The following is a 24,954-nucleotide window of genomic DNA, read 5'->3' on the forward strand; positions in this document are numbered from 1 at the left end:
AGCCTCACTCCGGACGCTTGATCCGCTTCGGCGCGTCGGGGAGGGGCAGTGCGAAGCCGGCCTTCGTGGGCGTCTCCGGTGCCGCGGAGTCCTCGTCGTCGTGGTCCAGCCACCCGTCGTACGTCTCGACGAGCATCTCGAGCTGGATCTCGGGGGCGTCGGTGACGACGGCCCACGGATGGTCCTCGTCGTCGTCCTCGCCTGCGAGCCGCTCGCGGAGCACCTCGGCGGAGAAGCCGCCCCGCACCAGCACCAGCGCGGCCGCCCGCGCGTCGTCCTCGTCGAAGAAGATGCCCCGCATGCGCCCATCCTCCCAGATCCGGGCGCGCCGAACGCCCGCCAGGACGTGCGTCGGGCGGGTGCGGGGCGGGATGGCTACTCGTCCGGTCGCGGGGTGGCGCGGACGGGGTGGGTGCCGCGGTGGTCGACGCGGAACCGGTGACCGTGGGGGCTGGTCCACAGGTAGGTCGCGGGCGTCGGGATGTCGTAGCGCCAGGTCGAGTGCGTCTTCGCCCGATGGTGGCGCCGGCACAGCGGCACTTCGTTGCAGGGACAGGTGGCTCCGCCGTCGGCGTGGGGTCGGGCGTGGTCGAGGTCGCAGCGCTGGGCGGGGCGGGTGCAGTGGGGGAACCGGCAGGTGTGGTCCCTGAGTGTGACCCGGGTGCGGTGGCGCTCGGGGATCTCGTACGCCCCGACGGGGACATGGTCGGCGAGGTCGATGACCGGGCGGACGATGATGGTGGTGTGCCGGGCGCGGAGCCATTCGCGGATCTGGGCCGAGGTGATCGGGCACCGGCCTTCCTCCCACCGACCCACCGGGTTCCAGCCAGCCAGGTCGGCCGGCGTGTCGCTGGTGAGGGTGGTGTCGGTGATGTGGACGTTGAGCACGACCTTGCGTCCCGGGACCGTGTCGACGACTTCTCCGGTGTCGGGGTCGGGGATCAACAGGTCGAGGGCGAGGTCGTGGCGGGCGAGCTCGGCGGCGGCCTTGGACCGCCGCACATCCAACGACGAGCCGTCACCCAGCCGGGCGAGGGTCTCGGCACGCCGGGCGACCGCGAGGTTCAGGTCGTGCCCGTCGGCGGCGTCCAGCAGTCCGTCGAGGTGGACCAGGCCGTGGTCGTCGACCTCACTGATGTCGAAGTGCCGGTGGTCCGCGGCCTTGCGTCGTTCGGCTTCGGCGTGTTCGGGGTCGAACCGCAGCACCGCCTCGGTGACGAGTCGTTCGAGCTGGGCCCACCCCACGCCGGAGGCATCCCACAGCTGCCGGTCCACGAACGCCGCGGCGTCGGCGGAGAGGGGTCGGGTGAGGTCGGCGATCCGCTCGGCCCGCCACGGCGCCAGCTTGCCGGCCATGACGGCGTCGTAGACGTGGGGGAGGCGCCAGGCGCACTCGATGACCCGCCCGACATACGCCTTCCCACCATCCGGGGTGCGGCCGAGGACCGCGATGAGCTCCATCAACGGGAACTCCGACACCAGGGGTGCACCCGCGCCGGCGATCGGGACACCCGTGTCGAGGTAGCCCTCGGTGAGGGTCGCGACCCCCTCGGGACCAGCGATGACGTGGTCGCTCGCCCACTCCACGATCCCGGCCCACTCCTCGACGAGGAGCTGGTTGCGGGCCTCGATCCCCGCGCTCAGCCGCGACAGTAGGACTGCTGTCGACGGGGCGCGGGTTCCGAGATCCATGACTGGATACTCCCACCCACCCACGACACAAACGAGCGTCGCAAACCCGCCTGTGCACAAGGGAAACCCACTCGACCGAGGCACCGCGGAAGGACCTCTCGACCAGTGGGAGATGAGCCGGTGACACCTACGGCAGGTCAGCGACCCACACCGACCTGCCGCACGTGTCACTGACGCACGCCAGCCCCCGACCGTCGCCACAACCGCAGCCGGCAACCCAACCCAGCCACCCTCCCGGCCTTCCCCGTCGCTGCCTTTCGGAACGAAACCATGCACCCGACCGCAGCCCCCAGACATCTCTCACAGCACGACCAGCAACAAGGAACGACATCAGCCCGGTCCCGCCGGACGTCCCGCCCACCGAACCGCAACCCGACCACTTACCCACCCCCCTCCCCGCCCCCCGTCGCTGCCTCTCCCAACCCGCCCGGCCACCCCACCGCAGCATGCGCACACCCCTCCCCAGCGCGACCGGCCCTCGAACCCCAGGAACGACGCCGACTCCTCCTTCGTCCGCGGCGGCTTCCTGCCTCGGCCGCCGAGCGACGACGGCGGTCTCGGCTACCGTGGCGATCGTGCCCGGACTGCACCTGACCCGCACGGCCGAGAACGGCGACGAGATCGAGGCGCTCGCCGCCGCCCTGACCTCCGACGGCGGGGGCCGGGTCGGGATGGTGGGCATGGCGCCGGACCTCCCGCTACGCCTGCGGCGGACGTTCGCGCCGCACCCCCGGCTGCTCGGCCTGAAGGTCAGCGGCGCCTGGACGTGGGAGGCGGCCGACCGCCGCGACCGGAACTGGTACCCGCAGGGCATCACCACCTCCGCGCAGACCGGCTTCCGCGAGCGGCGCGGGCACGACGTGCTGGTGACCTCGTGGTACGCCCGCAGTGCCGGCGGCTCCCGGATCAGCGTGGTCGACCTCGTCCGCCGCCGCTACGGCCACGTGCTCCTGGTGATGCCGACGCTGGACGACGGCCGACCCGGCTTCCGGCCGCTGCGGGTGCACGCCGGCGGCATCGTGTGGCACGGCGACTACCTGCACGTCGCGGCGACCGGCGCCGGGCTCCACAGCGCGCATGTCGGCGACGTGATGCGCGTGCCCGCCGGGTCGTCCTACCGCACCTTCGGGCACCGCTACGTGCTCCCCGTCCGGTTCGCCCAGCAGGGCGGCCACGACGAGGGGGTGGAGCGCCTGCGCTACTCCTTCCTCACGCTCGATCGCAGCCACGACGAGCCGGCGCTGGTGATCGGCGAGTACGGCTCCCCGGCGCAGACCCGCCGCATGGCGCGGTTCGCGATCGACCTCGACACCGGTCTCCCCCGCCATGCCGCGGACGGGCGCTCAGTCCCCGAGGTCGACGACCGCGGCGTGCCGCGGATGCAGGGCGTCGCCGCCGTCGAGGGCAGGTACGTCATCACGCGCTCGCGGGGACCGCACCGGCCGGGATCGGTGTACGTCGGCCTGCCGGGCACCCTGCGCGAGCACCGCTGGGCGACGCCGCCGGGTCCCGAGGACCTCGTGTGGTGGCCCGAGACCGGCTGCCTGTGGTCGGTCAGCGAGCACCCGCACCGGCGCTGGATCTTCGCCATGCGACGCCAGGACCTGCCGGGCTAGCGGCCCATCTCCTCGCGCAGCGCGGCGAGGAACGCGTCGATGTCGTCCTCGGTGGTGTCGAAGGAGCACATCCAGCGCACGTCGCCGCCGGCCTCGTCCCAGAAGTAGAAGCGGTGCCGCTTCATCAGCCGCCGGCTGACGTCGTGGGGCAGCCGGGCGAAGACGCCGTTGGCCTGGACCGGGTGGAGGATCTCGACGCCGTCGATCTCGCGGACACCGGCGGCGAGCCGCTGCGCCATCGCGTTGGCGTGGCCCGCGAGGCGCAGCCACAGCCCGTCGGCCAGCAGCGCCTCGAACTGCACCGAGACGAAGCGCATCTTGCTCGCGAGCTGCATCGAGAGCTTGCGCAGGTGCTTGAGGTGACTGACGCCGCCGGGGTCGAGGACGACCACCGCCTCGCCACCGAGTGCGCCGTTCTTCGTGGCCCCGAAGGAGAGCACGTCCACGCCCGCGTCGGAGGTGAACTCGCGCACGGGTACGCCGAGCGCGGCGGCCGCGTTCGCCAGCCGGGAGCCGTCGAGGTGGACGCGCAGACCGAGCCCGTGGGCGTGCTCGGCGAGCGCGCGGATCTCGTCGGGCGTGTACAGCGTGCCCAGCTCGGTGGACTGGGTGATCGAGACGACCTGCGGCATGGCGCGGTGCTCGTCGTCGAAGCCCCAGGCGTGGCGGTCGACGAGCTCCGGGGTGAGCTTGCCGTCGGGCGTCGCCACGGTGTGCAGCTTGAGCCCGCCCATCCGCTCCGGCGCGCCACCCTCGTCGCTGTGGATGTGCGCGGTGTCGGCGCAGATCACCGCGCCCCAGCGGTCGGTGAGCGCCTGCAGGCCGATCACGTTGGCACCCGTCCCGTTGAAGACGGGGTACGCCTCGACGCCGCTCCCGAACAGGTCGGCCATCAGCACCTGGAGGTGGTCGGTGTAGGCGTCCTCGCCGTACGACACTTGGTGCCCGCCGTTGGCGAGCGCGAGCGCCGCCATCACCTCGGGGTGCACCCCCGCGTAGTTGTCGCTGGCGAACTGGCGGGCGTCGGGGTCGTGCCGGCGTCGTGCGGCGGTCTCGGCCACAGGGGGTGTGCTCCGTTCGGTCAGGCCGCGGCCCGGATGCCGCGCGTCTCCGCGATGACGTTCTTCAGCTTCTTCGCCAGCGCCTCGAAGAACATACTCAACGGGAACTCGTCGGGGAGCACATCGTCGACGAGCTCGCGGGGCTGCTTGGTGAGGTCGAGGGCGTCGGCGCCGCGCGCCCACTTCGACGCGGGGTGCGGGGCGAGATAGCGGCTGACCAGTGCGTAGCCGGCCTGCCAGTGCACCAGCTTGGGCCGGTCGATGCCGTCGCGGTAGAGCTGCTCGATCTCCGTGCACAGTGCGCGCGTCGCCTCCCGGGCGAGCGCCCAGTCGATCCGCAGCGTGTTGTCGGTCCAGCGGATCGCGTCGTGCTGGTGGAGGTAGGCGAAGAGCAGCTGGCCGCCGAGGCCGTCGTAGTTGCGGCTGCGCTCCCCCGTGACCGGGAACCGGAACATCCGGTCGAGCAGGATCGCGTGCTGCACGTCGGCGGCCTGGGCGACTCCCTCGGCCTCGAGCTCGACGGCCGCCTTGAACGCGGTGAGGTCGCAGCGCAGCTCCTCGAGGCCGTACATCCAGAACGGCTGGCGCTGCTTGATCATGAACGGGTCGAAGGGCAGGTCGCCGTGGCTGTGCGCGCGGTCGTGGATCATGTCCCACAGCACGAACGCGTCCTGGCTTCGTTGCTGGTCGTCCATGAGTCCGCGGACCTCGTCGGGCAGGTCGACGCCGAGCAGCTCGACGGCGGCGCTGCTGACACGGCGGAAGCGGGCGGCCTCGCGGTCGCAGAAGATCGCGCCCCAGCTGAACCGCTCGGGCACCTCGCGCACCGCGACGGTCTCGGGGAAGAGCACGGCCGAGTTGGTGTCGTAGCCGCTGGTGAAGTCCTCGAAGGTGATGCCGCAGAACAGCGGGTTGTCGTAGCGGGTCGCCTCGAGCTCGGCCAGCCAGTCGGGCCAGACCATCCGGAAGACGACGGCCTCCAGGTTGCGGTCGGGGTTGCCGTTCTGGGTGTACATCGGGAAGACCACGAGGTGCTGGCGGCCGTCGGTGCGCTCGCGCGCCGGCTCGAACGCCAGCAGCGAGTCGAGGAAGTCCGGTACGCCGAACCCGGCGTCGGCCCAGCGGCGGAGGTCGGCGACCAGCGCGCGGTGGTAGTCCGCGTCGTGCGGCAGCAGCGGCGAGAGCTCCTCGACGGCGGTCACGACGCTCGCCACGGCGGCGGCGAGGGTCGTCCGCGCGGGCGCCCCGGCGGCCTCGAGGTCGACGGAGCCGTCGGCGCGCTGCCAGCCGCGGATCTCCTCGACGGCCTCCTTCAGGGTCCGCCAGGCCGGCTGCGCCACGACGGCGCCGCCGCGGGGGTCATCACGGTCCACGAGAGAGAGAATGTCCGTCATAGACCCCATTAGACAGGAGATCTTCCTGTCTATCCACTCGACAGGCGGCACTCCTGGTCCCAGCGTCAGGCCTGGGCCGCCTCTCGTCCCGCGACGAAGGCGGCGACGCAGCGGCGGATCTGGTCCTCGGTGTGCGCCGCGGAGAGCTGGACCCGGATCCGGGCCTCGCCGCGCGGCACCACCGGGAAGCTGAACGCGGTGACGTAGACGCCGTGCCGCTGCATCTCCTCGGCGACCCGCGCGGTCAGCGCGGCGTCGCCGAACATGACCGGCACGATCGGGTGCTCGCCCGGCAGCAGGTCGAAGCCCTCGTCGGCCATCAGCGAGCGGAAGAGCGCGGCGTTGGCCCGCAGCCGCTCGCGCAGCTCGCCGGAGCCCTCGACCAGGTCGAGCGCGCGCAGCGTGCCGGCGACGATGGACGGGGCGAGCGTGTTGGAGAAGAGGTAGGGCCGCGAGCGCTGGCGCAGCAGCGCGACGATCTCGCGGTGGGAGGCGACGTACCCACCGGACGCGCCGCCGAGCGCCTTGCCGAAGGTGCCGGTGTAGATGTCGACCCGGTCGGCGACACCGCACAGCTCCGGCGTCCCGCGCCCCTCGGCGCCGATGAAGCCGACGGCGTGCGAGTCGTCGACGAACACCAGGGCGTCGTAGCGCTCGGCGAGGTCGCAGATCTCGCGCAGCGGCGCGAGGTAGCCGTCCATCGAGAAGACGCCGTCGGTGACGACGACCCGGAAGCGCGCGTCGGCGGCGGACTTCAGCTGCTCCTCCAGATCCGCCAGGTCCCGGTTGGCGTAGCGCAGCCGACGGGCCTTGGAGAGCCGGATGCCGTCGATGATCGAGGCGTGGTTGAGGGCGTCGGAGATGATGGCGTCCTCGGGCCCGAAGAGCGTCTCGAACACGCCGCCGTTGGCGTCGAAGCACGACGAGTAGAGGATCGCGTCCTCGGTGCCGAGGAAGTCGGAGAGCCGGCGCTCGAGCTCGAGGTGCTGCTCCTGGGTGCCGCAGATGAAGCGCACGCTGGCCATGCCGTAGCCCCACGTGTCGAGCGCGTCCCGCGCGGCGGCGACCAGCCGCGGGTCGTCGGCGAGGCCGAGGTAGTTGTTGGCGCAGAAGTTGAGCACCTCCGCGCCGTCCGCGACGATCTCGGCCTGCTGGGGGCCGCGGATGCCGCGCTCGCGCTTGGTGAGCCCGGCCCGCTCGATGCCGTCGAGCTCCGCGGCGAGGTGGTCCTTGAGGTTCCCGTACATCACAGCTCCGTCCAGTCCAGCACGACCTTGCCGACCCCGGCGGACGCCGCGATCTCGAATCCCCGCTCCCAGGCGGCGGCGGGCAGCCGGTCGGAGATGACCGAGCCGATCGCCGTGCGCAGGGTGCCGCTCGACTGCAGCATCGCGCCCATCGCGTTCCAGGTCTCGAACATCTCGCGACCGTAGATGCCCTTGAGGGTCAGCATGTGGGTGACGACCTTGCCCCAGTCGATCGCGAACGGCGCGCTCGGCAAGCCGAGCATGGCGATCCGCCCGCCGTGGTTCATGTTGTCGATCATCTGCGGCAGCGCCGAGGGCGCGCCACTCATCTCGAAGCCGATGTCGAAGCCCTCACGCATGTGCAGCGCCTGCTGGACGTCGGCCACTGAGCCGGCCGACACGTCGACCACCGCGTCGGCTCCCATCGCCCTGGCCAGCTCCAGCCGCGCGGGGCTGACGTCGGTGCCGACGACGTACCGCGCGCCGACGTGGCGGGCGATCGCGATCGCCATCAGCCCGATCGGACCGCAGCCCGTGACGAGCACGTCCTCGCCGACCAGCGGGAAGGCGAGCGCGGTGTGGACGGCGTTGCCGAGGGGGTCGAAGATCGCGCCGAGGTCGGGGTCGACGTCGGGATGGTGCACCCACACGTTGCTGGCCGGGAGGCTGAGGTACTCCGCGAACGCGCCGTCGCGCTGCACGCCGAGGCCGATGGTGCGGATGCACATCTGGCGGCGGCCCGCGCGGCAGTTGCGGCAGGTGCCGCAGACGATGTGGCCCTCCCCGGAGACGCGATCGCCGACCGCCACGTCGTCGACGAGCGGTCCGACCTCGACCACCTCGCCGTAGAACTCGTGTCCCGGTGTCAGCGGCGCCCGCACCGCGCCCGCGGCCCACTCGTCCCAGCGCAGGATGTGCAGGTCGGTGCCGCAGATGCCCGTGCGCAGCACCCGGATGACCACGTCCGCCGGTCCGCAGACCGGGTCCGGGCGGTCGACGAGCGCGAGCCCGGGACCGGCCTCGGCCTTGAAGAGCGCCTTCATGGCTCCATTGCAGCGCCGGAGGACCGTGCAGAGCAACGGGGTCTTCCTGCAGCGTCGGTTAAGTGATCGCTTCACCGTAGGCTGGCGGCGTGGAGGTCCACCAGCTCACCATCCTGCGCGAGCTCGGCGCCCTGGGCAGCGTCACCGCCGTGGCCGAGGCGCTGCACGTGTCGCCGTCCGCGGTGTCGCAGCACCTCGCCGCGCTGCAGCGGCAGTTCGCGACCCCGCTGACCCGGCGCGACGGGCGGGTGCTCGCCCTGACCGATGCCGGCCGGGTGCTGGCCCGGGCCGGCGCCGGGGTCATCGACGCGATGGCGGCGGCGCGTACGGCGGTCGAGCAGTTCGAGGAGGCACCGGGCGGCACGGTCACCCTGAGCAGCTTCCACAGCGCCGGCCAGGCACTGTTCGGCCCGCTGCTGCGCGAGCTCGGCGCCGGCGCCGACCGGCCCGACACTCCCGACCTCCGGCTGACCGACGAGGACGTCGCCCAGCGGGACTTCCCGGCGCTCACGGCGCAGTACGACCTCGTGCTCGCCCACCGCATGGAGCACAGCCCGCCCTGGCCGACCGACGACCTGCACGTCGTGACGCTCGCCCGTGAACCGCTCGACGTGGCACTCCCGGCCGGCCACCCGCTGGCGGCCCGCGACCGGCTGCGCCCGCGTGACGTCGTCGGCGAGCGCTGGGTCACCAGCCGGGTGGGCTACTCCCCCGACGACGTGCTCACCGCCGTCGCCGCGCTCACCCGGCGCAGCGCCGACGTGGTCCACCGGGTCAACGACTACGGTGCCGTCGCCGCTCTCGTCGCCGCCGGCTCCGGCATCGGCCTGGTGCCGCGCTACACCTCCGCCCATCCGTACGACGACGTGGTGCTCCGCCCCCTGCACGGGCTCAGCACCAGCCGCACGATCGACGTCCTCGCGCGGCCGGAGACCCTGCGCCGCCGCTCCGCGCAGCATGTCGTCCAGGCGCTGCGCCGCGTCATGGATCGGCTCGTCGCGTCGCAGGGGCGACCCGCACGCGGTTGAATGGCGCCATGAGCGAGCAGGCCTGGCTGGTGCACGCCGTCGAGCTGGCGACGAGCAGCGTCGCCGAGGGCGGTGGTCCGTTCGGCGCCGTCATCGTGCGGGACGGGGTCGCCGTCGCCGAGGGCCAGAACCGGGTCACCCGCGACCTCGACCCGACCGCGCACGCGGAGGTGGTCGCGATCCGCGCGGCCTGCACCGCGCTGGCGTCCTTCGAGCTGGGCGGGTGCACGCTCTACACGTCGTGTGAGCCCTGCCCGCTGTGCGTCTCGGCCTCGCTGTGGGCCCGTCTCGACCGGGTCGTCTACGCCGCGGACCGCGACGACGCCGCCCGGGGCGGCTTCGACGACCGCGCGTTCTACGAGCTCTTCGACCGGCCCCGCACCGAGTGGACCATGCCCGTGACGCAGGTGGCGACGGCCGAGGCCGCCGCGCCCTTCGACGCCTGGCTGGCGAACGCCGCCCGCACCGCCTACTGACCCGCGGGTCACCGGGTGGCGTACTGGCTCAGGTAGGCGTCGGCCATCCAGGTGTCCCGCTCGGTGCGCAGGGCGCTGCCGGTGAACTCCCCGTCGCGGATCATCAGGTACCGCGTGCCCGACGAGGCGGCCCACGCCCCACCAGGGTCGTTCCAGGTCACGTCCACCGCGCGCCAGCTGTCGCCGATCTTGACCTTGTTCCACGCGTGGCCGCCGCCGTCGGCCAGCTCGCCCGAGACGACGACCGACTCCAGGCCGGCCTCCTCCGCGACCGCGTGGAAGGCGTAGGCGTAGCTCATGCACACCCCCAGGGCGTTCACGAGGGTGCCGTCGGTCTCCCACGCGTAGCGATAGTCGGCCGGGATGTCGGAGCGGTACTTCCCGGACGCGGCGATCGCCGCGTCGTCGTAGTCGGCATGGTCGACCAGGTAGCGGTTGATGGCGCTCACCTTCTCGGAGACGCTCATCCCTGCCGAGATCTGGCTGTCCACGACCGCCTCGGCGGCGTCCGCGATCTTGGCCTGCCGGGCCTGCTTCTCGGCCGGCGGGTACGCCGCCTCGACATGGATGACAGTGCCGTCGAACGAGAACTGGTCGAAGTAGGCCATGGCGTAGGGGTTCTGGTAGACGGCCTCGTGGAGTGCGTCGGCGTAGTCGGGCATTCCCGGCTGGTCGAGGAACTCGGAGATGTCGATGGCCGTCGAGCCGGCGATGAGCTGGCCCGCGATGAACCGGGTGAGCTCGTTGCTGCCGAAGACCGGGTAGTCCGGGGGCGGCAGCTCCGGGCTGGGCTGCTGCGGCAGGTCGGTGCGGATCACGATGCCCGTCTCGCGCAGGCCGGCGGGCGGATAGTCGCGCTGGGCGCGCTCGTTGAACGTCGCGACCGCGGCATCGATGTCGTCGACGGCCGCGGCGGGGATGCGGACCGGGTCCACGAGCCGGGTCCCCTGACCGCGCAGCGGCACCACCCAGTCGGGTCCGCGGCGACGCACCTCGGCCCGGTCGACGAAGGCACCGGTCGCCCGGGTCGAGCCGTCGATGGACACGAACAGGAACCGGCTCGGCAGGGCCGCCACGCCGCGACCGGCGATGTCCGCGCCGGCGTCCCACTTCCGGTCGGACCGGACGGGGAGCACCTCCAGACCGCCGAAGTCGATCGGGGTCATCGCCGACGCCTGCCGGTCCACGACCGCGATGACGCCGAGGCGGGCGTCGACCTTCTCGGCGACCAGGTGCGGCAGCCCGAGCATCGTCGACGCGTCGACGGTGGTCAGCATCAGCATCTCGTTCTGCCGGCAGGACGAGCGGAGGCACCGCTCGGTCGCGGCGGTGGACCAGGTCGTCTCCGTCGTCCTCCCGACGACGCGCACCGTGTCGGTGAGCGTTCCTCGCCGCTGCTGCAGGACCACGAGATACTCGCTCGCCTCGGGGACCCGCGACCATCGCAGCACCGCGTCGCCCTGCCCGGTGATCTCGGAGGAGATCTGCGTCGGTGCCGGCGTCTCGGCCTCGAAGTGGACCTCCGTCACCAGCGGGCGGGGACGCTGGGCGCCGTCCGGGGTGAGGTACTGGACGACGAACACCGTGGGGTTGAGGTTCCAGAAGGTGCCCAGATCGGCCAGCGTGCCGGTCGCCTGGCCGTCCTCACGGGTGATGTGGGTACGGCGCAGCTTGATCGGCGTGATGGCGAGGTGCGGATCGGAGCTCGGCGAGGCCACGTCCGGGAGGATCTCGACCGGCACCGGCCGGGTCAGGGCCGCGTCGGCGTACACCTCGATCTTGCCGGCGGCGCCCTGCCAGGGGTCGGCGACGTCGGCGTCGTAGCTGGCCGGGAGGGTGAGCTCGGCCTCGGTGCCGACACCGGTCACGACCGTGGTGTGGTCGTAGCCCGGGACCTCGTTCTCGACGGCCGCGGTGGTCGGGAGCTCCGCGCGCGCGTCCTCCAGGAGGCGTTCGCGCAGCTCATCGGCCCTGCTCCGGCGGTCCGGCGGCGCGTCGTCGTCGCCGTCGCGCCCCACCAGGACCACGGTGATCCCGACCACCAGGATCAGCACCAGGCCCGCGGCGCCGAGCACCGCCAGCCAGGGGAAGCCACGTCGCCGGGGAGGTGCCGGCGGGCGAGGCGGGTACGGGTGCTGCCCCGCCATCAGTCCTCGTCCATCCAGCTCGGGCTCTCCAGCGTCGGAGCGGTGACCCGCGGGACGGGCGCGTCGTCGTCGCGCTGGGGCAGCACGTCCGCACAGGCCTCGATGACGGCGCCCTGAGCGCGGGGGATCTCGCCCTGCTGCGCCGTGAGCTCGGCGGGCAGCGTCGTCTCCGGCCTCTCCCCTCGCCCCAGGGCGTCCATCATGGACTGCTTCCACTCACCGACCGCCCGGTAGTACGACACCACGACGGAGGCCTCCGCGGAGACCAGCTCCTCGATCTCGTCGTCGCGGATGTCGGCGAGCGCCGCGTCGTACATCTCCTGCAGCTTCTCCGGGTCGAAGTCGGTCGCCGCCCAGATCTCGCTGCTCCACACCACCTCGGCGTAGGTCTCGCACGACGTCTGCCGGTCGCCGCCGCCCGCCTTGTCGTCCGAGTCCGCGGAGTCGCCACCACGGACCACGAGGGCGACGACGCCGATCACGATGAGGACCAGCACCAGGCCGGCCGCCAGCCAGACGAGCGTGCGCCCCGTCCCCGATCCCCTCGGCGGGGGACCCGCCGGCGGCGTCCAGCTCTGCTGGTACGGAGGCTGTCCGGGCGGGGGCGGCGGGTGGCCGCCCTGGCCGAACGGGGGCGTACCGGGAGGGGGTTGGTTCATCGGGGCGGGTCCTCATCTGCGCCGGGGCGCACTCACAGGCGGTGGAGCCAGACCAGCTGGCCCGTGAACCCTTACCACGAACCGCCGGGTTCACACCTGGTGTGACGAGCGGCGCACGAGCGCGACGGCCACCGCCAGCGCGATCGCGGCGGGCTCCTTGCCGGCGATGCCGGGCGCCCCGATCGGCGTACGGACCCGCGCGATCGCATCCTGGTCGTGGCCGAGCTCGGCGAGCCGGGTGCGGAAGCGCGCCCACTTGGCGCTGGAGCCGATCAGCCCGATCGACGCCGGCGCGTCGGATCGGAGCAGCGCGTCGAGCAGGGCCAGGTCCTCGGCATGGTCGTGGGTCAGGACGAGGACGTCGGTGCCGACGGGCAGGTCGGCGACCACGAGCTCGGGCAGGACCGGCACCCGGTGCGCCCGGACGTCGGCCGGGCCGGTCATCAGCGGCGCGAGCCGAGCGTCGGCGAGCTGGTCGGCCCGGGAGTCGACGAGGTGGAGCTCGAGATCGTGGCGGCTGAGCAGCAGGGCCAGCTCGAAGCCGACATGCCCCATGCCGAAGATCGCGACCGAGCGCCGCACCGGCACCGGCTCGTAGAGGAGGGTCACCCGCCCGCCGCAGCACTGCACGCCGTGCTCAGCGGGCGCCCGGTCGGAGAGGTCGTGGCGCTCGGTGACGGCGGTCGCGTCCGGGTCGTCGAGGAGGGCCCGCGCCCGACGGACGGCGGTCTCCTCGAGGTTGCCGCCGCCGATCGAGCCCCAGGTCCGCGTCGGGGCGACGACGAGCTTGGCGCCGGCCGCACGGGGCGCGTGGCCGTGCACCTCGACCACCGTGACGAGCACACCCGGCGTCCGCGTCGTGCGGAGGAGCTGGAGCGCGCGCAGCCAGTCCATGCTCACCTGGTGCTCACCTCCGCACGCTCTCGATGGCCCACCAGACCGCCTCCGGGGTCGCGGGCGAGGCCAGCACGACCGGTGTGCCGGCCGAGCCTGTCGAGACCCCGAAAGCGGCGACGGCGTCGCGCAGCGCCTCCCGCACCGAGAACGCCAGCATCAGCGGCGGCTCGCCGACCGCCTTGGAGCCGTAGACCACGCCGTCCTCGGTGGCCCGCTCCAACAGCGCGACCCGCAGGTCGGCAGGGAGCTCGGAGAGGCTCGGCAGCTTGTACGTCGACGCGGACTGCGTCGCGAGCCGCCCCCGGCCGGGCCCGTCCGAGCTGTCCCAGCGCAGGTCCTCGAGGGTGAGCCAGCCGACGCCCTGGAGGAAGCCCCCCTCGACCTGGCCGCGGTCGACGAGCGGCGAGAGGCTGTCGCCGACGTCGTGGACGATGTCGACGCGGCGGACCTCGTACGCGCCGGTGAAGCCGTCGACCTCGACCTCGGCGGCGGCGACGCCGTAGGCGAAGTACTTGAACGGCGTGCCGGTCATCGTGGTCGCGTCCCACGAGAGGCCCGCGGTGCGGTAGAAGCCGGCGGCCCAGAGCTGGATCCGGTCGAGGTACGCCGTGCGCACGACGTCCTCCCACGACGCGGCCGGTCCACAGCGCTCGCGCACGGGAACGAGCCGCGCGAGGATCTGGTCGCACGCGTCCTTGACCGCGGCGCCGTTGAGGTCGGCGCCGGAGCTGGCCGCGGTGGCGGAGGTGTTGGGCACCTTGTCGGTGCGGGTCGGGGCGAGCCGGACCCGCTCGATCGGCAGGCCGAGCGCGGTGGCGGCGACCTGCAGCATCTTGGTGTGCAGGCCCTGGCCCATCTCGGTGCCGCCGTGGTTGATGAGGACCGAGCCGTCCTTGTAGACGTGCACGAGCGCGCCGGCCTGGTTGAAGGACGTGAAGTTGAAGGAGATCCCGAACTTCACCGGGGTGATCGCCAGGCCCCGCTTGCGATGGGGGTCGGCGGCGTTGTGCCGCTCGATCTCCTTGCGCCGCACCGCGAACTCGCTGGTGTCGAGCACCTGCTGCCAGGCGCGGTCGAGGCGCTCGGCGTGCCGCACCGGCTGGCCGTAGGGCGTCGTCTGACCGTCGACGTAGAAGTTCCGCCGGCGCAGCTCCTCCGGGGCCAGCTCGAGCGCGGGGGCGCAGCGGCCGAGGACGTCCTCGATGACCAGCATCCCCTGGGGGCCGCCGAAGCCCCGGAACGCGGTCTGGGAGGTGGTGTGGGTGCGGGCGATCCGGCCGGCGACCCGCAGGTTCGGGATCCAGTAGGCGTTGTCGATGTGGCACAGGGCGCGCGAGAGCACCGGCTCGGAGAGGTCGAGGCTCCAGCCGCCGTCGGAGGTGAGCGTCGCGTCGAGGGCCTGGAGTCGGCCGTCGTCGTCGAAGCCGACCCGCCACGTCGCGTGGAACCCGTGGCGCTTGCCCGTCATCGTGAGGTCGTGCTGCCGGGTGAGCCGGACCCGCACCGGACGGCCGGTGAGCGTGGCTCCGAGGGCCGCCACCGCGGCGAAGCCGTGGGGCTGCATCTCCTTGCCGCCGAATCCGCCGCCCATCCGCAGGCACTGCACGGTCACCTGGTGGCCGGCCAGGCCGAGTACGTGGGCGACGATCTCCTGGGTCTCGGTCGGGTGCTGGGTGCTGGACGACACGACGACCTGGCCGTCGTCGTCGACCTGCGCGAGGGAGGCGTGCGTCTCGAGGTAGAAGTGCTCCTGGCCGGCGAACTCGGTGACGCCCTCGAACACCCGCGTGCTGGCGGCGAATCCCGCGTCGAGGTCGCCGCGGGTCATCGTCGGGCGCGCGCCCTGGAAGGAGTCGGCGGCGATCGCGTCGGCGATCGTGACGAGCGACGGCAGAGCGTCGTACCTGACGTCGACGGCCGCGGCGCCGAGCCGCGCGGCCTCCAGGGTCTCGCCCAGCACCCACGCCACCGCCTGGCCGTGGAACATCACCTCGTCGGGGAACAGCGGCTCGTCGTGCTTGGTGCCGGAGTCGTTGGCGCCCGGGACGTCGGCCGCCGTCAGCACCCGAACCACGCCGGGGACCTCGTACGCCGGCGCGGGATCGAGCCGGGTCACGCGGGCATGAGCGAGCGGTGCGGTGACCGGGTGGGCGTGCAGGAGCCGCGGGGCGCGCAGGGCGAGGTCGTCGGTGTAGAGCGCGTGGCCGGTGACGTGCAGCGCCGCCGCCTCGTGCGGGCGGGCCTCCCCGACGCTCATGACGTCCCCGCTCCCGGCTCCTCGGCGAGCAGGCGCGGGAGGGCCTGGCCGAGCATCGCCCGGCGGTAGGCCGCGCTCGCGCGGTGGTCGTCGAGCGGGGTGCCCGCTCGGGCGAGCACGGCAGCGGCGGGCGCGACGCCCTTGGGCGTCCAGGCCGCGCCCACGAGGGCCTGCTCGGCCGCGGTCGCGCGGATCGGGGTCGCCGCCACTCCCCCGAGGCCGATGGCGGCCCGCCGCACGACGCGCGCGTCCGGGTCGACGTCGACGGCGAAGGCGATCGCCACCGAGGAGATGTCGTCGAAGCGGCGCTTCGCGATCTTCTGGAACGACGTCGTGGCGGCCTGCGGCAGGGGCACCCGGACGCGGGCGATCAGCTCGCCGGGCTGCCGGACCGACCGGCGGTAGCCGGTGAAGAACGACGTCAGGGGGACGGTCCGCTCGCCGGCGGGGCCGACGAGCACGAGGTCGGCATCGAGGGCGAGCAGGGCGGGCGCCAGGTCGCCGATCGGCGAGCCGGTGCCGAGGTTGCCGCCGAATGTCGCGCCATTGCGGATCAGCCGCGACGCGAACTGCGGGAAGACCGCATCCAGCAAGGGGATCCGCCCCGCGAGCCGACGCTCGACCTCGCTCAGCGTGAGCGCCGCGCCGATCTCGACGACGTCGGCGCCGACGGACAGCCCGCGCAGCTCGTCGAGGCGGTCGACGGCGACGAGCAGCGTCGGCCGGGATCCGCGCAGGTTGGCCTCGACGCCGAGATCGGTCGACCCGGCGACGGCGACCGCGCCCGGCCGGGCGAGGAGAGCGAGCGCGTCGTCGAGGCCGGCCGGCCGCACCCAGCCGGGCTCCGCGTGGGGCGGGACGGCGGGCGGGGGCGCCGTCGTACGGGACGCGAGGGGGTCGTCGGCGCCCGGCGCGCCGAGCGCGTCCGCGGCCTCGACGATGGGGCGGTACCCGGTGCAGCGGCACAGGTTGCCGGACAGGGCGTGGTGGTCGAAGGCCGTGCGGCCGGGGCGGTAGTACTCGGCCGCCATGCTGCACACGAAGCCGGGCGTGCAGTAGCCGCACTGCGAGCCACCGCGCACGGCCAGCTCGCGCTGGACCGGGTGCAGCGCCGACGGCGTGCCGAGGCCCTCCGCGGTGACGACCTCCTGCCCGGCGAGCGCGGCGGCCGGCACCAGGCAGCTGTTGATCGCGGTCCACTCGGTCGCGGCGTCGGTGCCCGGACGGGCGACGAGGACCGCGCAGGCGCCGCACTCCCCCTCGGCGCAGCCCTCCTTGGCCCCGGTGAGCCCGACGCCGCGCAGCCAGTCGAGCGCGGTGAGCGGCGGCCGGGCGCCGACGAGCGCCCGGGCGGCTCCGTTGACCGTGACGGCGGCGCCCGGCCCGACGGCCGGCTCCGTGCTCATCACGACCAGACTAGAGGAGTTCGGGCCGCCCGCTCAGCCGATCACGGCGAGGGCGAGGGTCCGCGCCCGGTCGAGCACCGCGTCGTCGTCGAACAGCCGGCGTCGGGCGTCGGCGGCACCGAGATAGGCGTCGATCCGGAAGGCGTCGTCGGCAGGGTCGGCGGAGCCCGCGACGGCCAGCTCGGCCTCCAGGAGGTCGAGCCACTCCCGCTTGAGACGGCGCACGGCGTCGGCCACCGGGCCGTCCCGGTGGCCGAACTCGACGGAGGTCGCCGCGACGAAGCAGCCGCCCGGGAAGACGCCCGCCCGCTGGTAGGCGACCCAGGAGTCGAGCAACGCCCGCAGCCGCGCGCGTCCGGGCTCGGCACCCCAGGCGGGCTCGATCACCGTGGCGGCGTACACCCGGCGGGCCTCGGCGACCGCGGCCACCTGGAGGGCCTCGCGCGTGCCGAAGACGGTCAGGATGCCGCTCTTGCTGAGACCGGTGGCGCTCGCCAGCCCGCCGATCGAGATCGAGTCGAGGCCGCGGGTGGTGGCGAGATCCGCGGCGTGCCGGGCCGCGCGCCGGCGGGTCGCGTCCCCCCGCACCCGGCGCCCGTCCGGCCGTGCCGCCTGCTCCGCCATGTCCCGCAGTTTATACGACCGACTGGACGTAAAGGCCGCGCAGGACTACCGTGACCGGAAATGCGACCGACCGGTCGCAGACATGGCGGGAGGATCCATGGACCAGCAGCTCGAGGACTCGATCGGGATCGACGCGCCGCCCGCGCAGGTGTGGGCGCTCGTCAGCGACGTGCGGCGGATGGCCGAGTGGAGCCCCCAGGTCACCTCGACCCGCCTCGCCGAGGGCGCCGAGCTCGGCGACGGCGCGGCGTTCACCAACCGCAACCGGCACGGCGAGCTGGAGTGGACCACGCACGCCCGGATCGTCCGCTTCCTGCCCGAGGAGGAGATCGCCTTCCGGATCGAGGAGAACTGGGCCGTGTGGTCCTTCCACCTCCGCGCCGAGGGCGACGGCACCCTGCTCACGCAGCGCCGCTCGACGCCCGACGGCATCTCCGACCTCTCCCGCGAGCTCACCGAGGGCTTCCTCGGCGGCATGGACGTCTTCACCGCCGCGCTGCGCGACGGCATGCGGCAGACGCTGACAGGGATCAAGGCCACCGCGGAGGCCTGACGGCTCAGCGCAGCCCCGCGCGCGCCGCGCGGCGCACATCCTCGCTCAGCGCGCCCAGCGCCGGGCTGTCGAGGCGCCAGCGCTGCCAGAAGAGCGGGACGACGACCGGCCGGGCGCCCGGCAGCCGGACCACCTCCCCGGCCGCCATGCTCATGGCGAGCTGCGGATCGAGGAGCATCCCCCAGCCGAGACCGGCCCGGATCGCCTCGTGGAAGTCGGCGGTGCTGGGCACCCGGTGCACGACGGGCGGGCGCCCCGCTCCGTGCGCGGCGAGCAGGTCGTCTTGCAGGTGGTCCTTCTCGTTGTAGACCACGAGCGGCATCGCCGCCCAGTCGACGCCCCGGCCGCGCCGGTGCCGCTCGACCAGCCAGGGCGCGGCGGAGGCCGTGTAGCGGAGGCCGCCGAGTCGCTCGACCGCGCAGCCCTGCACCGGCCGCGGCTCCCCGGTGACAGCGGCCAGGACCTCGCCGCGTCGCAGGAGGTCGTCGGAGTAGGCCTGGTCCTCGACGTGCAGCCGCAGGGCGGTCCCCGGCCGCCGCGCCACCGCGGCCAGGACCGGGCGGAACCACGTCGCCAGCGAGTCGGCGTTGACCGCGACGGCCAGGTCGAGGACCTCGTCGCCGCCCAGACGCGCGGCCGCCTCGTCGCCGAGCAGCCGCAGCTGGCGGCCCAGGCGCACCAGCGGCTCCCCGGCCGGCGTGACGGTCGCGGGCGTCGTACGCCGCACCAGCACCTGGCCGGCCGCCTGCTCCAGCGCCCGGACCCGCTGGCTCACCGCGCTGGCCGTCACGTGGAGGCGTCGGGCGGCCGCCTCGAAGGTGCCTTCCTCGGTGATCGCCACGAGGGTCTCCAGCTGGGCCGGGTCGAAGCGCATCCCTCATATTAAGCGTGGCTTAGGTTCATACAGGAACATTCGCTGTCCTTCACACGGGCGCGGACCTAGGTTCGCAGGGTGCTCGCCCCCACCCTCGCCGGCCTCGTGACGACGGCGTCCCTGATCGTCGCGATCGGCGCCCAGAACGCCTACGTCCTGCGCCAGGGTCTCCTCCGCTCGCACGTCGGCGTCGTGGTGCTCGTCTGCGCCGCATCCGACGCGGTCCTGATCGCGGCCGGCATCGCCGGGGTCGGCGCCCTCGTCGACCGGGCCGGCTGGACACTGGTCGTGGTGCGCTGGCTGGGCGTCGCCTTCCTGCTCTGGTACGCCGCGGGCTCCCTGCGGCGCGCCACGCGCCCGGAGTCCCTCGCGGCCGCCGCGGGCGGGACGACCGAGGCCCGACGCGGCGTCGTCACCCGCACCGTCCTGCTGACCTGGCTCAACCCGCACGTCTACCTCGACACCCTGCTCCTCATCGGGTCCGTCGCCACCGTCCACGACGGTGGGGAGCCCGCCGGCCGCTGGTGGTTCGGCGCCGGTGCGGCGGTGGCGAGCGTGCTGTGGTTCTGCGGGCTCGGGTTCGGCGCCCGCCTGCTCGCCCCGCTCCTCGCGCGTCCGCGCGCCTGGCAGGTGCTCGAGCTGTGCATCGCGGCGACCATGGTCCTGGTCGCGGTGCGGCTCGCGAGGGGCTGACCTCGTCCGGGCTCGGCACCCGCCCGGATCCCCTGGCCGACCCTCGCCCCGGTCCTGGCGCCGGTGGCACCGCCGAGTAGCCTGCGAGGCGTGGACCAGGATCGCTACGGCGCGCGACCGCGCTGGCAGAAGCTGCTGTTCGGCCTGCCTCCGGCGATCCTGCTGCTGCTGATCGGCGGCTACTGGACGCTGCTCTCGTGGGGCGTCATCGGCGACACCACGTCCGAGACCTTCTCGATCATCGGCCCGATCATCGCCGGGTTCGGCGTGGCGCTCGGCTGGGTGGTCCTCCAGCGCCGTCCCTGACGGCGTCGAGGAAGCGCGCGACCTCGCGGCGGGTGCGCAGGCGGTGCCAGGCCGGACCCGATGCGGAGGCGGCCCCCATCGCGGCGGCGTACCGCTCCCGGGTGCCGGCGTACGTCGTCCAGGCCCACCACACGACGGAGTCGGCGCCGCGCCAGAACATCAGCCCGCGCCAGGTCTCGCGGTTGCCCGACCACAGCTCCTGCCGGGTGGCAGCACGCCGGGCGGTGCGGCTGATCGACTGCCACATCGCCCGCCAGCGGGGCGGATCCAGCCAGACGACGGTGTCCGCACGCTCCCAGACCAGGGTCCCGAGCTTGCTCTGGTAGTTGCCGTCGACCACCCAGGCCTCCCCGGCGATGGCGGCCCGGGTCCGGTCCCGCAGCTCGTCCGCGGTGGCCGGCGACCAGTCCGGACCCCAGAACAGGCTGTCGAGCTCGACGTACTCGACGTCCAGCGCCGCGGCGAGCCGGCGCGCCAGGGTGCTCTTGCCGGTGCCCGAGCTCCCGACGACCGAGACCCTGCGCATCAAGCTCGCCGCACGTGGGGCGAGATGAGCGCGGTGCGCACCGACATGCCGAGGTCGCGGTGGCGCACGGTGGTGATCCGCCGGCCCGGCTGCACCGCGTCCCTCACCGGCGACGTGTGCTCGCCGAGCGCCGCCGCGGCGGCGTCGATGTCGGCCACCGTGTGGGTGAGGCCCCACAGCGTCGACGGCTCCTCCCCGGTCTCGTCGGGTGAGCCGACGACCTCGAGGATCACCTCGCCGAGACGCAGGAACAGCTGCCGCACGGGATTCCCGCCGAGCACACCGTCGCGCTCGCGCCGTACGTCGAGCCCGATGCCCTCCAGCGCCGCCCGCGTCCGGGCGAGGTCCGGCGAGAGCAGCACGACGTGGTCGACGTGCGTGACCGTGTTGGGGTGGGTCGCGGGTGCGGGCGGTGGCACGGTCGACGACGTGGTCGGGACGCCGTCTACGTCGGTCGCGGCCGGGTCGCCGGGCAGGCCGCGCAGCGACCAGCCGACGATGCCGGTGCCACGCTCCCGGCCCACCAGGCGGATCCGGACGGTCCCGACCCGGCAGCTGCCGTCGTCGTCGACGGTGAACCCGGCGTCGCGCCAGGCGTGGGGAGGGTCGGCGACGAGGATCTCGTCGAGGGTCACGGCCACGCTCCGACCCTAGCGACGCCGGAGCCGCCCCTCGTGCGGCATCCTGAGACCGTGCGTGCCCTCACCCCTGACGGCGATCAGGCGGCGGTGCGGTCGAGCAGCAGTTCTTGATCCGGCGGTGGGTCCGGGTCAGCGGGCCCAGGATGTCGATGCTCGTCGCCCCGCCCTCGATGTGGCTGCTAGGCGGGACCCTCGCCGGCCGCGACGTGCTGGGCGAGGTACTGCTGGACGCCGACGCGGCCCATGGCGTCGATCTGGCTCTCGAACCAGTCCGCGTGCTTCTCCTCGTCGCGGACCATCTCCTCGAAGACCGCGGCGGTCCCGTGGTCGCCAAGCCGGTGGCACTCCTCCGCCGCGGCGTTGAACTGCGCCACCGCGGCGCGCTCGCTGGCCAGGGCGAGGTCGAGCATCTCCTCGGCGGTCTCCCCCACCTGGATGGCGTGGAGCCGCTGGACGTTGGGGTGCCCGTCGAACATCAGGATCCGGTTGATCAGGTCGTCAGCGTCGCGCATCTCGTCGATCGAGAGGTCGTAGAACACCTTCCCGAGCTTCGGCAGGCCCCAGTTGTCGAGCATCCGGGCGTGCAGGAAGTAGGTGTTGGTGACCGTGAGCTCGAACGTGAGCGCCTCGTTGAGGAGCTCCACGACGCGGGGATCGACTGGCTGCATGACGCACCTCCGGCTGGGGATCCTGCGGCCGATGCTGGCACATCCCACCCGGGGTGAGGACAGACTCAGTTGGCGGTCCCCGGACCGCACGGACCGCACGGACCGCACGGCCGACGCGGCCCGCCGGTCAGCTCGCGGCGCCGTCCGCCCGCAGGTGCGCGCACTCGCGCTCGTGGTGCTGCTGCACCAGCGCCTTCACCGAGAAGATGCAGGAGCCGCAGTCCTGCGCCGCGCCCGTGGACCGGCACACGGACCCGACCGACCGCGCCCCCTCGGCCAGCGCGGCGTCGACGTCACGGTCGGTGACGACGCGGCACTGGCAGACGATCATGGACGTAGGTTAGCCGAACCTAAGTCAAGACGGGAACCCGGTCTCACCGGCGGCACCCGGCCTCAGTCGAGGGGCTCGGCCGCGACCTCGCGCACCCACGCCGCCTTGACCGCGCGCCACGCCTCGTCGTCCATCCCCCGGCGCCAGTACGGCGAGCAGGACAGCCGCTCCTGCGCGACGATTCCCTCGCGCAGCAGCACCCGCCGCACCGCCCGGGTCTCGGCCGCCTCGCCGTGCACGAACGCACTCACCACGCCCGTCGGACGCGGCAGCGCGGCCACGGCCTCGGCGAGCAGGTCGTCCAGACCGTCGTGCCGGCCCGCGCGGTGCACCCAGTGGACCTCCAGGGCGCCGGGCGAGGTCAGCTCGACCTCGCCCGCGGCGTCCTCGACCTCGACGACCGCGACCACCGGGCGCCCGGCGGGCACCGCCTCCGCACAGGTGGCAATGGCAGGCAGGGCGCTCTCGTCGCCGACGAGCAGATAGGCGTCGGCGTCCTCGTGCGGCCGGTAGCCGCCGGCAGGCCCCCGGAACTGGAGCCGGTCGCCGACCTGTGCCCGGCCGGCCCATCGCCCGGCGTACCCGACGTCGCCGTGGGCGGCGATGTCGAGGGTGAGCTCGCGGCGCTCCGCATCCCAGGCGCGGACCGTGATCCGGCGCGGGTAGGGCCGCTGCTCGCGCGGCAGCTCGCGCACGGCCTCGTCGTCGAAGGGCACCGGGTACGGCGCCGCCTCGGGGAGGAAGAAGCAGTTGACGTACTGGTCGGCGTCCTCGCCGAGCACGAACTCCTCCAGCCCGGGACCGCCGAGGACGACCCGCACCAGCTGGGGCGTCAGGCGCTCCGTCGCAACGACCTCTCCGTACACCGCAGGCTCCTCGCTCGTGTCGGCCGGGACCCGCGCCCGGCTTAGGCAGACCTAACCTACAGCGGGGGTGGATCAGGTCGGCGACCGGTCGCGCAGCGCCGCCACGTAGGCGCGCGGCGTCGTGCCCGTGGCCTGCCGGAACGCCCGGACGAAGGCGCTGGGCGTCTGGTAGCCGACGCGGTGCGCCACCGCCGTCGCGGTCTGCCCGTCGGCCATCAGCACCACCGCCGCCCGGACCCGGGCCTGGACCCGCCACCGGGTGAAGCTCATCCCGGTCTGGCTGGCGAAGAGCCGGTCGAGGGTGCGCCCGGAGACGCCGACCTCGTGGGCCCACTGCTCGGTCGTACGCCGGTCCGCCGGGTCCTCCACCAGCGCCGCCGAGACCGCCCGCGCCCGCGGGTCCGTCGGCGTCGGCAGCGCGATCCCGGCACCCTCGATGGGCTTGAGCAGGCTCATCACCGCCCGCTCCGCGTCGTCCCGCTCCCCCGCGCTGAGCGTGGCGTCGCGGAGATGGAGCAGGAGCTCGCGGACCGCCGGCGGCATCGCGACCAGCACGGGCCGCCCCCAGCGGTCGGGGAAGCGGGTGGCGTCGAAGAGCGTGTAGTGGTGTCGCGCGGCGGCCCCCGCGAAGCCCGCGTGGCGGACCCCGGCCGGCACCCACAGGCCCGCGGTCGGCGGCAGCGTCCAGGCGATGCCGTCGGTCTCGACGGTGCGGACTCCGGCGAACCCCCAGAGCAGCTCGTGCCTGCGGTGCGTGTGCCACCCGATCGACCTCGGGGCCTCCTCGACCAGGTGCTTGGTGAGCACGGCCACAGGCGCTGTGCGCGGGCTCACACGAGCGCCGGACGGTGTCGGGATCGGGACATGATGTGTCACTTTACCCCGTGGTACTGAGGCAAGCCTTACCTCTAGCGTGGGTGCGGCCGTTGCGGTGACGCTCCCGCGCGGCTTCCCGCCACGCCGTGCGGCCATCGCACCGGCTCTCGAACCCGAAGGATCCGCATGTCCCGCGCCCCGATCGCCGCCCGCCCCGCGCAGCGACTCGCCCTCGTCGCGGCCGCCGCCGTCGCCGCCCTCTCCCTCGCCGCGTGCTCGTCGGAGGACGACGGCGCGGACGACGCCGGCCCCGCGCACGACGTGACCCACGCGCGCGGGACGACCGCGGTCCCCGAGGACCCGCGGCGCGTCGTCGTGCTCGAGCCGGTGCAGCTCGACACCGCCGTCGCGCTCGGCGTCACTCCCGTCGGCACCGCGGTCGCCAGCGAGGAGACCGGTGTGCCGTCGTACCTCGGCGAGGACGCGGCGGCGATCGAGGCCGTCGGCACGGTGACCGAGCCGTCGCTGGAGAAGATCGCCGCGCAGGAGCCCGACCTGATCATCGGCACCGAGTCGCGCCACTCCGACCTCTACGACCAGCTCAGCGACATCGCGCCGACCGTCTTCATGGCCACCCAGGAGGACCCCTGGCAGGACAACGTGAAGCTCGTCGGCGAGGCCCTGAACAAGCCCGACGAGGCCGCTGCCCTGCTCAACGCCTACGACGAGCGGTGCGCGTCGATCGCCGAGGAGTTCCAGCTCGCGGGCACCACGGCCCAGCTGGTCCGGCCGCGCGACGAGGCGGTGCTGAGCATCTACGGCCCGACGTCCTTCGCCGGCAGCACCCTGGAGTGCGTCGGGTTCACGATCCCCGAGCGGGACTGGGCGGGCTCGATCTCGGTCGACGTCTCGCCGGAGCGGATCCTCGAGGCGAAGGGGGACCACGTCTTCGTCACGAGCACCGACCCCTCCGACCCGGACACGCTGCCCGCGCCGGTCAAGGACAACGCCGACGCCTTCCCCGATCCCCACCTGGTCGACTTCTCCTACTGGATCGCCGGGGTGGGACCGCTCGGCGGCCAGGCCGTCCTCGACGACATCGAGTCGATCCTGGCCGAGGGGCGCTGACCGAC

At 73.6% G+C, this 24,954-nt stretch carries 26 protein-coding genes; 7 read left to right on the top strand and 19 right to left on the bottom strand.

The genetic code is table 11. From position 1 onward, the window contains the following. Nucleotides 1-4: 4 nt before the first annotated feature. Both ACPZVR_RS13485 and ACPZVR_RS13490 read right to left on the bottom strand, forming a co-directional pair. Complete coding sequence (locus tag ACPZVR_RS13485) at nucleotides 5-301, bottom strand: hypothetical protein (protein WP_436700116.1); 297 nt, start codon at nucleotides 299-301, stop codon at nucleotides 5-7. Between the two features lie 74 nt (nucleotides 302-375). Further along, complete coding sequence (locus ACPZVR_RS13490; RefSeq protein WP_436700117.1) at nucleotides 376-1,692, bottom strand: HNH endonuclease signature motif containing protein; 1,317 nt, start codon at nucleotides 1,690-1,692, stop codon at nucleotides 376-378. A gap of 575 nt (nucleotides 1,693-2,267) precedes the next feature. On the opposite strand from ACPZVR_RS13490, the gene ACPZVR_RS13495 reads away from it, so the two are divergent. Beyond that, complete coding sequence (locus tag ACPZVR_RS13495; RefSeq protein ID WP_436700118.1) at nucleotides 2,268-3,308, top strand: hypothetical protein; 1,041 nt, start codon at nucleotides 2,268-2,270, stop codon at nucleotides 3,306-3,308. Here ACPZVR_RS13495 and ACPZVR_RS13500 read toward each other — a convergent pair. The 4 genes from ACPZVR_RS13500 to tdh all read right to left on the bottom strand — a co-directional run bounded on the left by ACPZVR_RS13500 (nucleotide 3,305) and on the right by tdh (nucleotide 8,053). Continuing rightward, nucleotides 3,305-4,369: a threonine aldolase family protein gene (locus ACPZVR_RS13500; protein WP_436700119.1), complete on the bottom strand. Its 1,065-nt coding sequence runs from the start codon at nucleotides 4,367-4,369 to the stop codon at nucleotides 3,305-3,307. The two genes, ACPZVR_RS13495 and ACPZVR_RS13500, sit on opposite strands and share 4 nt — an antisense overlap. Nucleotides 4,370-4,389: 20 nt before the next feature. Continuing rightward, the gene (locus tag ACPZVR_RS13505; protein ID WP_436700120.1) at nucleotides 4,390-5,742 is read right to left on the bottom strand and encodes a DUF6421 family protein; all 1,353 of its coding nucleotides are present in this window, start codon (nucleotides 5,740-5,742) and stop codon (nucleotides 4,390-4,392) included. Nucleotides 5,743-5,828: 86 nt separating this feature from the next. Then, nucleotides 5,829-7,010, bottom strand: coding sequence for a glycine C-acetyltransferase (locus ACPZVR_RS13510; protein WP_436700121.1), 1,182 nt, complete (start codon nucleotides 7,008-7,010; stop codon nucleotides 5,829-5,831). Then, nucleotides 7,010-8,053 carry an L-threonine 3-dehydrogenase gene (gene tdh / locus ACPZVR_RS13515; RefSeq protein WP_436700122.1) on the bottom strand — a complete coding sequence of 348 codons (1,044 nt, stop codon included), beginning with the start codon at nucleotides 8,051-8,053 and terminating at the stop codon, nucleotides 7,010-7,012. The genes ACPZVR_RS13510 and tdh overlap by 1 nt, the downstream gene beginning before the upstream one ends. Before the next feature lie 89 nt (nucleotides 8,054-8,142). Between tdh and ACPZVR_RS13520 the strand changes: the two genes are divergently transcribed. Continuing rightward, nucleotides 8,143-9,081 (top strand): LysR family transcriptional regulator, encoded by a 939-nt coding sequence (locus ACPZVR_RS13520; protein ID WP_436700123.1) that lies wholly within the window; start codon nucleotides 8,143-8,145, stop codon nucleotides 9,079-9,081. 8 nt (nucleotides 9,082-9,089) lie between these two features. Continuing rightward, nucleotides 9,090-9,557 carry a nucleoside deaminase gene (locus ACPZVR_RS13525; protein ID WP_436700124.1) on the top strand — a complete coding sequence of 156 codons (468 nt, stop codon included), beginning with the start codon at nucleotides 9,090-9,092 and terminating at the stop codon, nucleotides 9,555-9,557. An 8-nt stretch (nucleotides 9,558-9,565) separates the two neighbouring features. Here the strand turns inward: ACPZVR_RS13525 and ACPZVR_RS13530 are convergent, their stop codons facing one another. The 6 genes from ACPZVR_RS13530 to ACPZVR_RS13555 all read right to left on the bottom strand — a co-directional run bounded on the left by ACPZVR_RS13530 (nucleotide 9,566) and on the right by ACPZVR_RS13555 (nucleotide 17,547). Then, nucleotides 9,566-11,704, bottom strand: coding sequence for a transglutaminase domain-containing protein (locus tag ACPZVR_RS13530; protein WP_436700125.1), 2,139 nt, complete (start codon nucleotides 11,702-11,704; stop codon nucleotides 9,566-9,568). Continuing rightward, the gene (locus tag ACPZVR_RS13535; protein ID WP_436700126.1) at nucleotides 11,704-12,363 is read right to left on the bottom strand and encodes a hypothetical protein; all 660 of its coding nucleotides are present in this window, start codon (nucleotides 12,361-12,363) and stop codon (nucleotides 11,704-11,706) included. The genes ACPZVR_RS13530 and ACPZVR_RS13535 overlap by 1 nt, the downstream gene beginning before the upstream one ends. Before the next feature lie 90 nt (nucleotides 12,364-12,453). After that, nucleotides 12,454-13,257 carry a xanthine dehydrogenase accessory protein XdhC gene (gene xdhC, locus ACPZVR_RS13540; protein ID WP_436700293.1) on the bottom strand — a complete coding sequence of 268 codons (804 nt, stop codon included), beginning with the start codon at nucleotides 13,255-13,257 and terminating at the stop codon, nucleotides 12,454-12,456. 13 nt (nucleotides 13,258-13,270) lie between these two features. Continuing rightward, a complete protein-coding gene (locus ACPZVR_RS13545) occupies nucleotides 13,271-15,517 on the bottom strand; it encodes a xanthine dehydrogenase molybdopterin binding subunit (RefSeq protein ID WP_436700127.1) in 2,247 nt (748 codons plus the stop codon). Next, nucleotides 15,514-16,923, bottom strand: a complete 1,410-nt coding sequence (locus ACPZVR_RS13550; RefSeq protein WP_436700128.1) for a xanthine dehydrogenase small subunit — start codon at nucleotides 16,921-16,923, stop codon at nucleotides 15,514-15,516. The genes ACPZVR_RS13545 and ACPZVR_RS13550 overlap by 4 nt, the downstream gene beginning before the upstream one ends. 33 nt (nucleotides 16,924-16,956) lie before the next feature. Further along, nucleotides 16,957-17,547: a TetR/AcrR family transcriptional regulator gene (locus ACPZVR_RS13555; protein WP_436700129.1), complete on the bottom strand. Its 591-nt coding sequence runs from the start codon at nucleotides 17,545-17,547 to the stop codon at nucleotides 16,957-16,959. A 97-nt stretch (nucleotides 17,548-17,644) separates the two neighbouring features. Between ACPZVR_RS13555 and ACPZVR_RS13560 the strand changes: the two genes are divergently transcribed. Beyond that, nucleotides 17,645-18,100 (top strand): SRPBCC family protein, encoded by a 456-nt coding sequence (locus ACPZVR_RS13560; protein ID WP_436700130.1) that lies wholly within the window; start codon nucleotides 17,645-17,647, stop codon nucleotides 18,098-18,100. 4 nt (nucleotides 18,101-18,104) lie between these two features. On the opposite strand, the gene ACPZVR_RS13565 is transcribed toward ACPZVR_RS13560, so the two are convergent. Next, nucleotides 18,105-18,974 carry a LysR family transcriptional regulator ArgP gene (locus ACPZVR_RS13565; protein WP_436700131.1) on the bottom strand — a complete coding sequence of 290 codons (870 nt, stop codon included), beginning with the start codon at nucleotides 18,972-18,974 and terminating at the stop codon, nucleotides 18,105-18,107. 78 nt (nucleotides 18,975-19,052) lie between these two features. Between ACPZVR_RS13565 and ACPZVR_RS13570 the strand changes: the two genes are divergently transcribed. Both ACPZVR_RS13570 and ACPZVR_RS13575 read left to right on the top strand, forming a co-directional pair. Beyond that, nucleotides 19,053-19,667: a LysE/ArgO family amino acid transporter gene (locus tag ACPZVR_RS13570; protein ID WP_436700132.1), complete on the top strand. Its 615-nt coding sequence runs from the start codon at nucleotides 19,053-19,055 to the stop codon at nucleotides 19,665-19,667. Nucleotides 19,668-19,757: 90 nt separating this feature from the next. Continuing rightward, nucleotides 19,758-19,973 (top strand): hypothetical protein, encoded by a 216-nt coding sequence (locus tag ACPZVR_RS13575; RefSeq protein WP_436700133.1) that lies wholly within the window; start codon nucleotides 19,758-19,760, stop codon nucleotides 19,971-19,973. Here ACPZVR_RS13575 and ACPZVR_RS13580 read toward each other — a convergent pair. The 6 genes from ACPZVR_RS13580 to ACPZVR_RS13605 form a co-directional block, all read right to left on the bottom strand. Beyond that, a complete protein-coding gene (locus ACPZVR_RS13580; protein ID WP_436700134.1) occupies nucleotides 19,918-20,499 on the bottom strand; it encodes an AAA family ATPase in 582 nt (193 codons plus the stop codon). The genes ACPZVR_RS13575 and ACPZVR_RS13580 overlap by 56 nt on opposite strands. Beyond that, on the bottom strand, nucleotides 20,499-21,140 hold the full coding sequence (locus ACPZVR_RS13585) for a VOC family protein (RefSeq protein ID WP_436700135.1): 642 nt from the start codon (nucleotides 21,138-21,140) through the stop codon (nucleotides 20,499-20,501). Before ACPZVR_RS13585 ends, ACPZVR_RS13580 begins: the two co-directional genes overlap by 1 nt. A gap of 179 nt (nucleotides 21,141-21,319) precedes the next feature. Then, the gene (gene bfr, locus ACPZVR_RS13590; RefSeq protein WP_436700136.1) at nucleotides 21,320-21,808 is read right to left on the bottom strand and encodes a bacterioferritin; all 489 of its coding nucleotides are present in this window, start codon (nucleotides 21,806-21,808) and stop codon (nucleotides 21,320-21,322) included. 127 nt (nucleotides 21,809-21,935) lie between these two features. After that, the gene (locus ACPZVR_RS13595) at nucleotides 21,936-22,139 is read right to left on the bottom strand and encodes a (2Fe-2S)-binding protein (protein WP_436700137.1); all 204 of its coding nucleotides are present in this window, start codon (nucleotides 22,137-22,139) and stop codon (nucleotides 21,936-21,938) included. Between the two features lie 62 nt (nucleotides 22,140-22,201). Continuing rightward, the gene (locus tag ACPZVR_RS13600) at nucleotides 22,202-23,005 is read right to left on the bottom strand and encodes a siderophore-interacting protein (protein ID WP_436700138.1); all 804 of its coding nucleotides are present in this window, start codon (nucleotides 23,003-23,005) and stop codon (nucleotides 22,202-22,204) included. A 72-nt stretch (nucleotides 23,006-23,077) separates the two neighbouring features. After that, nucleotides 23,078-23,812, bottom strand: a complete 735-nt coding sequence (locus ACPZVR_RS13605) for a helix-turn-helix domain-containing protein (protein ID WP_436700139.1) — start codon at nucleotides 23,810-23,812, stop codon at nucleotides 23,078-23,080. Nucleotides 23,813-24,007: 195 nt separating this feature from the next. Here ACPZVR_RS13605 and ACPZVR_RS13610 point away from each other — a divergent pair, with 195 nt between their 5' ends. Continuing rightward, nucleotides 24,008-24,949: an ABC transporter substrate-binding protein gene (locus ACPZVR_RS13610; RefSeq protein ID WP_436700140.1), complete on the top strand. Its 942-nt coding sequence runs from the start codon at nucleotides 24,008-24,010 to the stop codon at nucleotides 24,947-24,949. Nucleotides 24,950-24,954: the final 5 nt, after the last annotated feature.

Source organism: Nocardioides segetis, from assembly GCF_051390595.1.
Taxonomy (GTDB): domain Bacteria; phylum Actinomycetota; class Actinomycetes; order Propionibacteriales; family Nocardioidaceae; genus Nocardioides.

Bases quoted from the DNA above. Each gene is read 5' to 3' on its own strand.
- ACPZVR_RS13485 (WP_436700116.1), bottom strand. From the start codon at position 301: ATGCGGGGCATCTTCTTCGACGAGGACGACGCGCGGGCGGCCGCGCTG.
- ACPZVR_RS13490 (WP_436700117.1), bottom strand. From the start codon at position 1,692: ATGGATCTCGGAACCCGCGCCCCGTCGACAGCAGTCCTACTGTCGCGG.
- ACPZVR_RS13510 (WP_436700121.1), bottom strand. From the start codon at position 7,010: ATGTACGGGAACCTCAAGGACCACCTCGCCGCGGAGCTCGACGGCATC.
- tdh (WP_436700122.1), bottom strand. From the start codon at position 8,053: ATGAAGGCGCTCTTCAAGGCCGAGGCCGGTCCCGGGCTCGCGCTCGTC.
- ACPZVR_RS13525 (WP_436700124.1), top strand. From the start codon at position 9,090: ATGAGCGAGCAGGCCTGGCTGGTGCACGCCGTCGAGCTGGCGACGAGC.
- ACPZVR_RS13530 (WP_436700125.1), bottom strand. From the start codon at position 11,704: ATGGCGGGGCAGCACCCGTACCCGCCTCGCCCGCCGGCACCTCCCCGG.
- ACPZVR_RS13535 (WP_436700126.1), bottom strand. From the start codon at position 12,363: ATGAACCAACCCCCTCCCGGTACGCCCCCGTTCGGCCAGGGCGGCCAC.
- xdhC (WP_436700293.1), bottom strand. From the start codon at position 13,257: ATGGACTGGCTGCGCGCGCTCCAGCTCCTCCGCACGACGCGGACGCCG.
- ACPZVR_RS13545 (WP_436700127.1), bottom strand. From the start codon at position 15,517: ATGAGCGTCGGGGAGGCCCGCCCGCACGAGGCGGCGGCGCTGCACGTC.
- ACPZVR_RS13550 (WP_436700128.1), bottom strand. From the start codon at position 16,923: ATGAGCACGGAGCCGGCCGTCGGGCCGGGCGCCGCCGTCACGGTCAAC.
- ACPZVR_RS13555 (WP_436700129.1), bottom strand. From the start codon at position 17,547: ATGGCGGAGCAGGCGGCACGGCCGGACGGGCGCCGGGTGCGGGGGGAC.
- ACPZVR_RS13560 (WP_436700130.1), top strand. From the start codon at position 17,645: ATGGACCAGCAGCTCGAGGACTCGATCGGGATCGACGCGCCGCCCGCG.
- ACPZVR_RS13565 (WP_436700131.1), bottom strand. From the start codon at position 18,974: ATGCGCTTCGACCCGGCCCAGCTGGAGACCCTCGTGGCGATCACCGAG.
- ACPZVR_RS13580 (WP_436700134.1), bottom strand. From the start codon at position 20,499: ATGCGCAGGGTCTCGGTCGTCGGGAGCTCGGGCACCGGCAAGAGCACC.
- bfr (WP_436700136.1), bottom strand. From the start codon at position 21,808: ATGCAGCCAGTCGATCCCCGCGTCGTGGAGCTCCTCAACGAGGCGCTC.
- ACPZVR_RS13595 (WP_436700137.1), bottom strand. From the start codon at position 22,139: ATGATCGTCTGCCAGTGCCGCGTCGTCACCGACCGTGACGTCGACGCC.
- ACPZVR_RS13610 (WP_436700140.1), top strand. From the start codon at position 24,008: ATGTCCCGCGCCCCGATCGCCGCCCGCCCCGCGCAGCGACTCGCCCTC.